The 12,257-nt window shown below is 53.6% G+C and carries 15 protein-coding genes; 12 read left to right on the top strand and 3 right to left on the bottom strand.

Features of this window, described 5'->3' with window-relative positions; translation table 11 throughout:
* Positions 1 to 336: 336 nt before the first annotated feature.
* The 10 genes from PG887_RS20430 to PG887_RS20385 all read left to right on the top strand — a co-directional run bounded on the left by PG887_RS20430 (position 337) and on the right by PG887_RS20385 (position 4,732).
* Positions 337 to 555, top strand: coding sequence for a hypothetical protein (locus PG887_RS20430; protein ID WP_210538266.1), 219 nt, complete (start codon positions 337 to 339; stop codon positions 553 to 555).
* Positions 556 to 575: 20 nt separating this feature from the next.
* Positions 576 to 812, top strand: coding sequence for a hypothetical protein (locus PG887_RS20425; protein ID WP_210538267.1), 237 nt, complete (start codon positions 576 to 578; stop codon positions 810 to 812).
* A gap of 54 nt (positions 813 to 866) precedes the next feature.
* Positions 867 to 1,100 carry a hypothetical protein gene (locus PG887_RS20420; RefSeq protein WP_210538268.1) on the top strand — a complete coding sequence of 78 codons (234 nt, stop codon included), beginning with the start codon at positions 867 to 869 and terminating at the stop codon, positions 1,098 to 1,100.
* 224 nt (positions 1,101 to 1,324) lie between these two features.
* Positions 1,325 to 1,630, top strand: coding sequence for a hypothetical protein (locus tag PG887_RS20415; RefSeq protein WP_210538269.1), 306 nt, complete (start codon positions 1,325 to 1,327; stop codon positions 1,628 to 1,630).
* A 15-nt stretch (positions 1,631 to 1,645) separates the two neighbouring features.
* Positions 1,646 to 2,386 carry a hypothetical protein gene (locus PG887_RS20410; RefSeq protein WP_210538270.1) on the top strand — a complete coding sequence of 247 codons (741 nt, stop codon included), beginning with the start codon at positions 1,646 to 1,648 and terminating at the stop codon, positions 2,384 to 2,386.
* A gap of 206 nt (positions 2,387 to 2,592) precedes the next feature.
* Positions 2,593 to 3,234 (top strand): EAL domain-containing protein, encoded by a 642-nt coding sequence (locus tag PG887_RS20405; protein WP_210538271.1) that lies wholly within the window; start codon positions 2,593 to 2,595, stop codon positions 3,232 to 3,234.
* A 114-nt stretch (positions 3,235 to 3,348) separates the two neighbouring features.
* Complete coding sequence (locus PG887_RS20400) at positions 3,349 to 3,900, top strand: zinc-finger-containing protein (protein WP_210538272.1); 552 nt, start codon at positions 3,349 to 3,351, stop codon at positions 3,898 to 3,900.
* A gap of 25 nt (positions 3,901 to 3,925) precedes the next feature.
* A complete protein-coding gene (locus PG887_RS20395) occupies positions 3,926 to 4,168 on the top strand; it encodes a hypothetical protein (protein ID WP_210538273.1) in 243 nt (80 codons plus the stop codon).
* A gap of 58 nt (positions 4,169 to 4,226) precedes the next feature.
* On the top strand, positions 4,227 to 4,487 hold the full coding sequence (locus PG887_RS20390) for a hypothetical protein (RefSeq protein ID WP_210538274.1): 261 nt from the start codon (positions 4,227 to 4,229) through the stop codon (positions 4,485 to 4,487).
* 2 nt (positions 4,488 to 4,489) lie between these two features.
* Entirely contained in the window at positions 4,490 to 4,732 is a 243-nt protein-coding gene (locus tag PG887_RS20385; RefSeq protein ID WP_210538275.1) for a hypothetical protein, read from the top strand.
* A gap of 115 nt (positions 4,733 to 4,847) precedes the next feature.
* Here the strand turns inward: PG887_RS20385 and PG887_RS20380 are convergent, their stop codons facing one another.
* The 3 genes from PG887_RS20380 to PG887_RS20370 all read right to left on the bottom strand — a co-directional run bounded on the left by PG887_RS20380 (position 4,848) and on the right by PG887_RS20370 (position 7,177).
* Positions 4,848 to 5,219 (bottom strand): hypothetical protein, encoded by a 372-nt coding sequence (locus tag PG887_RS20380; RefSeq protein ID WP_210538276.1) that lies wholly within the window; start codon positions 5,217 to 5,219, stop codon positions 4,848 to 4,850.
* Positions 5,220 to 5,298: 79 nt separating this feature from the next.
* Complete coding sequence (locus PG887_RS20375; RefSeq protein WP_210538277.1) at positions 5,299 to 5,583, bottom strand: hypothetical protein; 285 nt, start codon at positions 5,581 to 5,583, stop codon at positions 5,299 to 5,301.
* A 4-nt stretch (positions 5,584 to 5,587) separates the two neighbouring features.
* Positions 5,588 to 7,177: a PAAR domain-containing protein gene (locus tag PG887_RS20370; protein WP_210538278.1), complete on the bottom strand. Its 1,590-nt coding sequence runs from the start codon at positions 7,175 to 7,177 to the stop codon at positions 5,588 to 5,590.
* Positions 7,178 to 8,055: 878 nt separating this feature from the next.
* Here PG887_RS20370 and PG887_RS20365 point away from each other — a divergent pair.
* Together PG887_RS20365 and PG887_RS20360 are read left to right on the top strand one after the other, a co-directional pair.
* Positions 8,056 to 10,029 carry a hypothetical protein gene (locus PG887_RS20365; RefSeq protein ID WP_210538279.1) on the top strand — a complete coding sequence of 658 codons (1,974 nt, stop codon included), beginning with the start codon at positions 8,056 to 8,058 and terminating at the stop codon, positions 10,027 to 10,029.
* 536 nt (positions 10,030 to 10,565) lie between these two features.
* Entirely contained in the window at positions 10,566 to 11,210 is a 645-nt protein-coding gene (locus tag PG887_RS20360; protein WP_210538280.1) for a hypothetical protein, read from the top strand.
* Positions 11,211 to 12,257 lie beyond the last annotated feature (1,047 nt).

Below are 12,257 nucleotides of genomic sequence, written 5' to 3'. Positions count from 1 at the left end.
GGTGAAGATCCTTTTTGATAATCTCATGACCAAAATCCCTTAACGTGAGTTTTCGTTCCACTGAGCGTCAGACCCCGATAAGCACTGCCTTGCACCGAATGTTGACCATTATGAATCTGTTCAGACCATTGTCGACACTGATGGTCTGCATCTGTGTTGCGAATGCCATTCAGACGTGTCTTTCACCAGCGAACCGCTGGCTGGCGGGTTTCTCTTCGAATGCCAAGAGTGCGGTCGCTTGTACCACAGCGGGCCTACTCATAGCGACGAAGACATGGTTAGGGTGAACAAGCTTTTGGCAGCGATCAACATAGAGAAGTAAACTGGGGAACAGATATGGAAGTGCGCGACATTATCGAGCTTCTGCGTGCCGGATGGAAACTTGCCAACCGGGGGACGGGGTGGTACCTGTCCTCCCCCCATAAGCCATATCAGAAAAGCGAGCAGCATCTCATTTGCGACGAATTGGTGAATGAAATTGAAAGGGCTGGAGTGATCAAAAAAGCAATGCCGCACAACACCATTCACGCCGTTCTTGTAGATGAACAGAGTTAATCAGGGAGAATAGATTTGCCATGAAGTTCATCACTGATGTTTTACCTGGTGAATGCGTGATTCTGACCCCCTCATTAATTCACTGTCAGTTGCAGATCGTCGACCTGTTCGACAAGGCCGTAGTCATCTTTGAATACTCCCCTCCGGCGGAAGGTTGGACACATGAAAGCCTGTGTGCTCTCGATATCCCCCTGGAGCGGCTTCAGGGAGCGAATGCATACCTTGGCGATGCCTGGGTAGGTTCAACAGAGGTATAGGGAGCAAACGCTTTGCAAACACCCGGGTTTGACATTGTGTACCAGGACGAGACCATGCTGATCCTTCTGGATCTTGACCGCGGCGCAACTATCACCAACAGCGCCGAACAGGTAGTGCGCTTAGTTGATGGGTTGGTCGACGGAATTGGAAAGCGACGTCTGATTTATAGAGATACCGCAGGGCGTTATGACGAAATCCTTGTCGATAGTGGTGTGTTTCGCGGGTTCAAAGCCTGCTCTATCTCACAGCAGGACTTTCTCCGTGGACTGTTACTGAAGTCCCTATAGCATCCCGTTCGCCGAGAACCGCCGGCAGGATGAATTTGACTCCCCCCCCTCCCCGCTCTTCCCATCAATCACACAATCCCAGGCACCGGCCACCACATAGGTCCGGTGCACTCACCAAATCTTTTTGAAGCTGTCCAGGTGCTTGCCGCCCGGGGGGCCCCCCTTGCATTGCAAAAAAGCACTTTATCCTGTCACCAACTTATCAAAAACAATGGGGGGACCCTATGGACTTCAGCAAAGCAATCGCCACCACCATAGACCTGCCGGTGCAGGTTAGCGAACGGGAAAAAATTCTGAACTACGCAGAGTGCAAGCCACTGACGTTGGCTCAGCGTGATGATTTCCTATCAAAATGCCGGCACTTCCCAGGTGATATTTTCATTATCAACGACCACTGTTTCTCCATTATCTGTCATTCAGACGTGGAGTGGGTATTGGTGCCGTTGAACCAACAGGCCAGCGAGCTATACCGGCATCGATACTTGATCGACTCCAGCGAACTGCACCATCGCAGCCTTACTATTCACTAATGTTGAGAGGAATAAATGACCGCAATACACGCACTACCCAACACCACTGACCAGGGGGATTCAAGGGTCAGAGCTGGTTCCCTGTGGCTTACTAAGAACGGCTTTGTCGTCATGGTGCACAACATCATATACCTCGATGGCCGGCCGCTCGTAACTTACTCCTACTCTGACGCAGACGATGCGGAACTGAAGTCCCATCCCTTGGCCACCTGGCATAAGGAACTCATTCCTCACAGACCACTGACTGCTTGTGTACGAGCAGTTCACGCCTCGTATCAACTGATCCTGATGTCCATTGAGGAGCAAATCAAGAACGACGTGTTGCAACAACTGGGTGATCAGGGGGCTGGGTATTCCCAGGAGTTTCTGAATTCAATGCTGGAAAGAATCGAGAAAATCTCGAGTGACTTGTCCTGCCAGGCCGGTTCCGTCATTGCACCATATTTTGGCCACAACATAGGCTCAACTCTGGATGCATTTCCGGAACTGGCCTTTGAGTCCATATCGCGGCTGGCTTTGATCTACGATGCCATTCATGACGCTGCCAGGCTGCCCGATTTCAATCACTCCTTTGACATTTTATCCGCGGCGCGTAATGGCGAAAGCTGTTGCACCGAGGTGGTTGGTTTCACGGCTTTGGCTACCAACCTAATCAAGCTGCAAATAGCTCTTGGCCGGGCAGCACAATCTGAATATGAAGACCTGCTTGCGGATGTCATGACCTGGCCTCTTACCGGCTTCCCTGGTGCTAGATAACCCATATCAACGGCGCTGCAGCTAAGTGCTGCCAGTAATGCAGTCCTGGCAATGGCTGCAGCGAACTGTCCACACGTTCGCAGGATACTTATCCAGCAATTCTGTGGATAACTAACACCAGAAATAGGTCACGATTTCACCATAGGATTTACTCGGCGTCAGAGGGGTAGACTCTCTCGCGGCAATTTCAGAGGGGACCAAAGTTAATGCTCATTGCTAGGCAACCAGTGTTCGACACAGAGAAGCAGGCGATTCATGCCTATGAGTTGCTTGCGAGAAATAGTGGCCTATCAAGGTTCTCCCCTCCTACCTCCGATTACCACTCTTGGTTCGACATCGATAAAGCCGTTCTCGAGCTCGCAGACCAGCTCCTTAAGGGAGAATTAAAACTACTGGTCAATGTGAGTGAGCATACCTTGGCAATTGAGCACCAGTTCCATCAATGGCGCACTCTGATCCTCAAGCTGGCCCGCAAGCACCACATTTTGGTAGAAGTCACCGAGCTGGTCACAGCCTCTACGCTCCAAAAACGATGGGATAGCCTTAGATCGATGGGTGTCGAACTTGTCATGGATGATTTCGGCACGAAATACTCCACGCTTACACGACTGCATGATTTTGAATGGGACATAGTGAAGTTTGAGTGTGGGCAAACGCACGGCTACCCCCCCTCTATGCTGGAAGGGATTGATGCCTGTATGAAGAAGGGGATCCCCATCATCGCTGAACGCATCGAAACCTACAACCAAGCGATCTCATCTCAAATACTCGGATTCAATCTGCAGCAGGGGTATTTTTGGGCTAAACCCGAGATTGTTTTGCACTCCCAACTTCACACCCAGGTGTAGACCCCCTTACCCATGCCTAGTATGAGTTATCACAGCCGGCCTGGCTGCAACTCAAACTTGCATTCCTGAGTACCACGAGACAATGGCTACAACCCTCTCATCAGGATTGTGCATATGGCTCGCAACACAGCATATAGTCATTTTCATCCAAAGGACTGCCGGTTTTGTGGCTCTCCTCTGGAGCTCGTCAGCAAACAGGTGGTGTATCCTGCCGCTCCGGCTAAAACGATGATCTACCGTTGCAACCGTGATGCCTGCGATAGCTACATTAGCTGCAGAGAAGGGACTGACATCGCGATCGGTTCTGTTGCCAACAGAGATACCCGATTGGCTAGACGCGAGGCGCATGCCAGCATCAACACCCTGGTCGACTCCGGCAGAATGAATAAGCACGAAGCCTATGCATGGATGCAGCACCTTCTTAGCCTGCCATATACTCGTCGGGGCATCGGCTGGCTTGATGAGCACGAGTGTAAGGTTGTTGTCCGTGAAGTAAGGGAAATCCTGAGGCGGTCTCGATATGAAGCCTCCCAGAGAGGCATAGCCAGCTTGAGAGCGCTTTTTGATAAGAATAATATAGAACTGGATGACTCCTCTCAGAGCCAGGATAGCAAAGCTCAGAGATTATTGGGTCGCCTCCAGCTTCTGAACCGCTTCAGCGCTTGATTTTTACGAGGAACAAACGCCACAAATGAACAGAATGATTGCCAGACTTCGAGCCCATGGCATTGTAACTGCCAGCCACATGATCGGCATCAGCATCATGCTTCTGGTTCTTGGTCTAGCAAACTATGGGTCAAATCCATGGCTGTCTGCAGTCGTTGCCGCGGCGGGGCTTTTGTCTTCCGTCCGTATTCATATCGCTGCGGTTCGTTACCAAAACGCGATGGTTGGATATACCGCTTCCGGGTTGGATGATGAGAATCAGAGCTAATTGATCACGAATATGTACTCCTACGCCGATGCGGACGAGTTAGACCAAAGGAGTAGTGATGGCCAAGGTATTTTCTGAACATGTCGAGAAGGCGGTGACCGAGGCCAGCGCTTGCCGGGTTGCGGTTTATCCGCGCCTCCATGGCTGGGTCTCTGAGCGCATTCAGCTGGAGTTGGGTGATTCGATGGCGCAACTGGGGGAGACGACCCCTAGTCGCGGCGGTGGTCATTACCTAGTGGAGGGGATTACCGCCGAGGAAGCCGCCAAAGCGGCCAGAAAGCTGCGCGGCAAACCGGTAGAAGTAGTTCGGATGGAATAACGATGCCATCAGATAGCAAGCTGGCCACTCAATGGCGGCAGGAGCAGGGCTATACAGGCCGTGGCGGCGTGGTTGTGGTCTATCGAGGCGAGGTGCAGGGTTGGGTGAACGAGTTGCGTGATCCTGCTCATTGGGTCGCGGGCTGTGTCGCTGTTGATGAGGCTGGCCAGCAGTGGCAAGCCATCGCTTGTAACGAGGCCGCTGGTGCCATGATGTGGCAGCCCCTGGACAACCACGACAAGTAAGAGGAAAAACAGGAGGCTGAACAGAACTGAGGTTGTTGTGGGTCTCGGTTTGAGCCCCTGAATGGGCAGGATGCCGCGAGCGGTGAGACATGGGCGCCACAAAGACGCCCTTTTCTCATTCATCAAGCCCCAGCGTTCTCATTAGGGCTTCGCCGTTCTCCATGGCCTGCCGCTCCCATATGGCATACGCGCGGGTAGGCTTCTTGGCCAGCTCGATGGCTCCGGCCAGCTCATCATGGCTGCCTATGAACGTGGGACGGTCCCATGCGCCGCCATCGAGGCATCTAATCTCCCAGTGCCCTCTTTTGTTCCATTGCAAGTACGGCTGGCGCCACCAAAGTATCAGCTCTTCGGTTTCGCGCTCGTCATTCTTGATGTCTCTGGCTGGTGGATCGGCAGGATTGACCGGTATCCCGTCTATGACGCCGGACAGTTCAGTTGGTTCAATGGCCTGGGCGGCCTCAAGGGTGATCGCAGTAAAGGACATTGCTTGCCCTCCGTGTTGATTGATTAGTTCATCATTGCAGCTTGCCGCTCAGGTGTCACCAGTATCCGCCCGCGAGCTCTCATTTATCTACACCAGCAGCCTCGCTTGGCTTGCCCTCTTGTTTGCTGATAGTGGTATCTTCCCAGCGATCCTCTGGGAGAGTCACCTTAAAGCCCGGACTATCAACTGGTGTGCCAGGTGGAGTGTAGTTGGGGTCTGGCTTCCCAAACAGGACTCCAAGCCCATGGGCTGGCTCACTGATCACCTGTTCTTCTGGAGGCTTGCGGTGCTGCTGCTTCTCCTGGGCATCTCCACAAGCCACCAGCGTGATGGAAAGGGCTATGGCAATCGCTATTCGCTTCATCGTGTCACTTCCCCGGTGATTGCTGGTAGATGCGACGAACCCGGCCAGGGGCGGGGGCGTTCACGTAGAGGGGGCCGACCGGCGTCCAGTTATCGGAGCAGTGAACATACTCCGTCATCAGCAGCTCGGTTTGTTCCTTGGATAGGGTGATGTCACCGCTCCCATGCCACAGATCAAGGTACTTGCTGAACAGAAAGGCCAGTTCCCCAGGTACCGGGTCTGATAGAGGGGAAAGCGGCGCTCCGCTCTCCTGCGCTATGGTCTGCATGAGGTGGCCGGCAAGAAGCTGCAGATCCGGTTTGACTGTGCGAGTCATGATCGCATTGGCTACATAGCCCACCATTGGCGCATCGCTCTTGGAGACAACGGAGAAAGTGCCGATGGTCGGCTTGATCTGGCTGCTGTCTTTCACGTACTCCATGTATTGGGCAGCAGCATCTTGGAGCCTAGCATTGGCTGCTGCCTCGAATCTCTTGTAGGCCACATCGTCCCCAAACTTTAGGACGGCATCGAGGGGGCGCATGATCGGCGTCTTTTCGACTTGGGCCAGGTAGCCGCCACCAATATCGCTATGGGTACCGAAAAGCGTGAGTTCCGTGTGCTCTGGCTGTACAGAGTTAAGCGCAAAGTTGAGCCGGTACTCGTCCTTGGCTGCCAACTGGACAACCCTCTCCGCCGCCCCTGGGGCAATGTAGAGGCGAACCGGCGCATTGTCGTCATCAGTGGTGTCCAGGCCAATTGCTGCCACGGTATCGAAGAGGCCGACGAAGGCGACGCGCACCTCGCGCCCCTGGTTGGATTCCAGAAGGATGTTGACGAAGTGCCGAGCTGCGGCAGCACCCCGGCTAAAGCCGAAAACATCCACCGCCACCGGGCCGGACGAGAGGCCGGCGATCATGGTGCTGATCTTGGCCAGGCCTTCCTCTGACCTGGATATGACGCCAGTTGCGCCAGTGCCGAAGGCCATGTCTAAATTCGAGTCGGCTTTGCCGGTACTGGTGCCGATCCCCTCGATGTAGATTGCTGAGCCGCTATAGACCTGATGCAGACGGGCTACGTTGGTGGCGCCGCCGTCGTATGACGATCCCTTGCCTATCAGCTTCTCTATTGATTGGCAGGCCGCGGTGCTTGCCTCTTCACACTGCTCCCTGAGCTTGCTGTTGTACCGGTTGTTCTGGGTGCCATCAAAGAAGATGCCGATCCGATGTTCCGTGGGGTCAACCAGCGGGACAAGAGGGGTCGCCGGCGAACTGGTGGGAGCTGGTGCCGATGGTTCTGCGGGGACGCTGGCTGCTCCCGCTCGGGGCCCTTGATTGTCGCCGACGGTCGTCCCCTGGGCGGGGAGTATGGTGTTGCTCATTGGTGGACAGCTGCAGGCGACATAATCACCCTGCAGCGCTACCGGCCCGCCCGGGCCGATGATGGAGCGGGGGCCAACGGCGACGATAGGGCCCTGTCCGACTTTGCAAGCAGGGCAGTTCGCCATCATCCCGATATATGTGGTTGGGGAGCCTTCGCTGATCCAGCTGCTGTCCCCGTCTTGGATCTCGCCACCAGTGCTGGTGGGATCGCCTTTCCTTGCTACGTTTCTCATAACATGCCTCCGCACCGAAAGTTGTATGTTAACCCCATCGGATCTTACGAATGCTGAATGAGACCAAGTTTTGAACTTAGGGCGCCTGTTTTTGTCGCTCCAGATCGTCGAGCTTTGTCATACCCTGTCAAGGATCGAACCCAGAGTATTGGATTTACGTGTCTTGGATCCATTTCGGGTGGTTTTAACTCAACGATTAGCAATTGGTTATTGATGAGATGAGATAAACAAGGCCTGTTAAAAAACGGATCAACCATAGATCCAGTGGATCCATTTGGTGGATCCAATAGGATGGGACTGTTTTTTAAGCAGATTTGCACCTATCCATAAAATCGCAGGAATGGCGGTTTTTAGGGCGTTCGTAGCCGGGGTATGCCAAGGCATTGCCTCAGGCCCAACCCTCCACCAGAGCGCTGTATAGGGGCTAATTTTAGCTCGCTTGGGGGCTGCAACCCGATTCTGAGTCCGAAAAATGACTCCATCGAGAAGAGAACGATAGCACCTTATTATAGATCATTGATCTCTTTCTTTATGATCTCTTGATCTAGTGATCTTTTAATATCTTTGATCTGTTTAAGATCTTTAAAGATGGGGGTTGGCATAACATCATGATGTAATTAGATTTTTTTTGCTCTATGTTATATGCCGTTAACTCGTATGTTATATGCCGTGTTCTCCTATCTACTATGCCGTGTTCTCCTATCTACTATGCCGTGATGCTCTATGTTATATGCCGTGATATGCTATCTACTATGCCGTGGTCTCTTATCTACTATGCCGTAAAGCCTCTAATGAGGCTGAAATTGTAGATAGCAACAGCTTACGAACAGCTTTTAAACAGGTTGTGCTCAGCATATGCACAGGTGAGGGTGACAGACATGAGTGTTGATAAAATTGGCTGCGCAAACGCGATTTTAGGGGCGTATTTAACCAAGCAGGGCTTCCCTGCTGACGTTATTAAAGTGATGGCTCCCCCGCTTTTACCAAAAATTAACAAATCGGCGGTGTCAATGCTGCTGAATTTCGTGTCGACGGCACCGGAACTGTCAGTAGAGCAAGCCCTGGAGATCATTTGGCCGGCAATGGACAAAATGACGTTGCTGGTGGATGAGGCCAATGAATCGACTGTGGGGGGGGCTGAAGAAAAGGGACCGCCTGAAGTCACTGTCGTGGCGAACTCAAGAGCACCGGTTGTGATCGAACACGATACGGACTTCTTGGTTGAGTACGATAAGTTTCAAGCCCGTTCCTTGTACCCAGATCGAAGCCCTCCCCCGGAGAACATTGATTTGCACCTGGATATGACCTTGAAAACGGGGATGTTCCGAGTGTTAGCAAGCGGGAAGACGCCACCTGCATTGGATGAGCATAGAATTTACCACCTGACCACTCCGCTTAGCAGTGGTCACGCCTATATGTCTTTGAGGGGGCCAACGCTCAACACTCAGATGGATTTGGTCTCTTATATCTGCATCACGCATTGGTTGGGGCGTCTGTCTAAGGAGAGGTTTGAACAGGCCATCATCAAGCCTATTCGTATGACCATAGAGCGATTTTTTTCACCGATTCCTGAGGATATGCGGCCATCGGATTACCTGTTGGACAAAAAAATCGTGGACTCGCTTGCAAGACTCAAGAGCGTTGCCCTGCTCTTTTACCCAACGCTTGATGATGCCGATGAGACTACCCGTAAGAGATCGGTCATGATTGCGAATATCGTTGGTACTCTGAGGTTAGAACCTGATGGGACCATAGAGATATCTCCGACTCCAGAACTGCGGACCTTGTACCTGAGCACTAAAAAGCTCGTGCCAATAAACCGAAGCGCAGTCATTCAGTTGAACTCACAGATGGCCCGGCTGCTAGCGTTATGGATCGCAGCCAGGCCGGGCAAGCTAATTGGACGCCGGGTGTTTCTGAATCTACGGCCTATGACGGTTCTGGAGCTCCTGCGAGAGATTCATCCACGTGAGACCGGTCGACACAACCACAACGATCGCCGGCAACTCTCACTGGCCCTTAACGAGCTGCTGAGTGCGGGACTGATAGATGTAGATATTAATTATCGCAACGTAAAGTCAAAGGACAGCGACGAACGGCTCACTCTGGCTACGGAAGTTCACTTCAAATCGCATTCAATTGGGGATGCTCGGTCCGTAGCGAATACGGATCTTGCACTTCCAGTAATCGATGTGCCCAAAAAACGGGGCCGCGGTAAGGCGTATAGCACTGAGGTGGCGGAGGAACTGCAGGGGCTCAGTTTCACGGCATCAAGTACGAGTCCATCAGCCAGAACCAAGCCTAAAGAGTGGTTATCAACCAACTTGGATGTTGTTGAGCGGATAATGTCAGGATTGCGAAAGGCTGCCAAGAAGTCACCGGCCGGCGCTCGGCTCCTGCTCAAGGGGGGCGATGATCGCAAATTGACCAGCCTAGCTAAGGTGTTTGAGTCGGTGGAGCGTGATGCCGATGCCGCGCTGCTGCGTCAGATCGCGAGCCATGATCCACGTAAAAGCAAACAGTCAGAATTTGAAACGATACTCCGCTCTATACCGCTTAAACCGGCTCATCTTCGAGTCACTTTCTGGTATAGAGATAACGCAGAAACTATCGCCATCTTGAAAAAGATGCTCTCTTCTTCTCGATCGCCGCTTGAAGTTGCGGCTCAGATTCACAAGAGGGTGTATTTTTCGCGCTTGGTGACCCCCTTAATCGCTGTTGGTCGAATAGATGATGCCAACTTTTTCAGCGGAACATGGGAAGCAGGAAGGGAATCAATTGAGAGCAATAAGCGGGATGACTGGAACCGGGCGGCTGCGGGTAGTCGTAGGAAAAAGGTCATGAAGCTTTAGGGCCAAACATCGTTGTTCTAGGGGAGGTACAAGTGAGTCAAATGCGGTATGTTCCAGTTATCTTGTTGGCCGGAGGGTGTTGGCTATGGATGGCGATAGGGGTCATCCATTTAGGGGTGAAATGGCACTCTGTTGGCTTTGTTCGCCACAATGTTGAAGTCGTGCTTCCGAATGATATAACTCTTTCAGGTGACCTCTCTATTGACTGGGCTGGGGCTTATTTTCTGACTGATGCGGACGGAAAATCGACGAAATTCAAAAACTTCAAGATAATGTCTATTCCGCCGACGAGCATGGTTCCTAGCACCTACCCATATCGGACGGTGCTGCCCTTCCTACTCTACTGCCTGGGGTCCCTGGGAGCTTGTTATTACCTTCGGCTCAAATGCACTAGGCCTCGGGATAAAATAAGTCGGTGATTTGCCTGACATAGTTCGTTTTGGTCGTCCTGCCCCTCTTTGCGGGGCTTTGTCTATTCTTATGGAGAGTGGTAGAGTAGGCGTGAATCAAATATGAGCAATCAACTACGAGACGCTATGCCGCAACTCATTATCGATGCAAACAAGGTCACAGAAACATTCCGTGATCTGGAAGTGACCGCAACCAACGGGGCTATGTATCAAGCTCTGGTGGGGCATGAGCACATCCAGGAGATTGCGCCGGAGTTGGGGCTCGCTCTACCGCCCGGCTACCGCCTAGTCTGTGTGACTACTCGACTCGGTGGTGACAAGTTCGAGATCGCCTTGGTCAATGATCAGACGGCTGAGGTCGCCTATTACAACCAGGTGATCATCGTTCACTATGAAGACTTGAAATGTCGCCCAGCCACCCAGCAACGGGTTTGGCGCTCGTTCAATCAGCACCACAAGGCAGCTCTTCGAGACCTGCCGTCAGCGGTATTTTTCGGCTATATACTCGCCCGTTACGATGTGATCCTGAGTGATAACATGCAGACTGGGGAGGGTATGCACTTCTGGAAGGCCAGAATGTCCGAGGCGCTTTATCGTCGGCTGTACGTGTACCACTATCAACTGATGACCGGCGAACTGCACCAGATCCGTTCAGATGAAGAGTTGGCCTCATTGTCAGATCAGATATGGGGTAGCCCTCAGCACCATGAATGGCAGCTCGCAATCATCGCCTGTAAGCCGTTGCCGCGCCCAGTTAAGATCTCTACATAGACATATGACAGACGCAAGATCCAAACAGCCCCGCCTCGCGGGGCTTTTTGTTGATGGAATGTCGGAGATATCTTAGAGATAAGGGGCTACATCAGTAGTTTCTACCGCATTAGCCGCGTCAGTGTCGCAGCATTGATAGATTCGCCGGCTCTTGCCTATTACTTCGCGTTACTCTAATGCTTCCCTTCCCTTCCCTTCCCTTCCCTTCCCTTCCCTTCCCTTCCCTTCCTCTGGTGGTGGCCAATACTTTTCGGTGGCCATCAGACTTGATATTCAATCACTGGATCCACGTTCGGCTAGATGATCATCAGCTTTGGATCCTTACTGACTATCCAGATTGGGAGTCCGTTATGGTTCGTAGCCCAAGACTGCGAGCACAGGTGCAGATGAGTTGGTGAGTGGCGGTAGGCGTAGCCGGCGCCGTGGGCCGCCCTGAGATGGGTTGGCGCTAACGGGCCTTAGCTGCTGTCGAACTCGAGGCCCAGGGCAGCCAGCTCCAACGGTTGTGCTCAGCTCGATGTCCTTGGTCGACACCGCTGGTGGTTTTGTTCGGGCCGCAGGACGGTTCGATATCCTGGGTGGCTTGCTCTTTGCCGGGGACCAGGTGTGCGGCGGGCCCCGGGCAGGTGCCGGGATGTGGTGCCCCGGGTCACCGCCGAGCTCGGGACTCATGGTGGCCACCGGCGGCGGTGCTGTGTCCAGCTGGCCGGTGCCGGTGATCCGGTGCGTAGTGGGCCCCAGGCCGCCGACGAGCTCGGGGCCCAGGGCGGCTACTGCCGGCCGCCAGGTTGGTGATCCGGTACTACAGGTGGCCAATGCCGGTGACCGGGCGGGTGATCCGGTGCTGCAGGTGGCCCCGGGCCGCCGACGAGCTCAGGGCCCAGGGTGGCCACCGGTGGCGGTGCCAGTACGCAGTGGGCCCCCGGGCCGGTGCCGGGATCTGGCCCCCCGGGTCACCGCCGAGCTCGGCGCTCAAGGTGGCCACTGCCGGCCGCTGGGTGGGTGATCCGGTGGGCCCCCGGCCGGCGCCGGGGAGCGGAGGGGCCT

This window comes from Aeromonas sp. QDB14 (genome assembly GCF_027707845.1).
Classification (GTDB): domain Bacteria; phylum Pseudomonadota; class Gammaproteobacteria; order Enterobacterales; family Aeromonadaceae; genus Aeromonas; species Aeromonas caviae.
The sequence above is the reverse complement of the archived record's forward strand: the minus strand, read 5'-3'. Positions and strand labels throughout refer to the sequence as shown.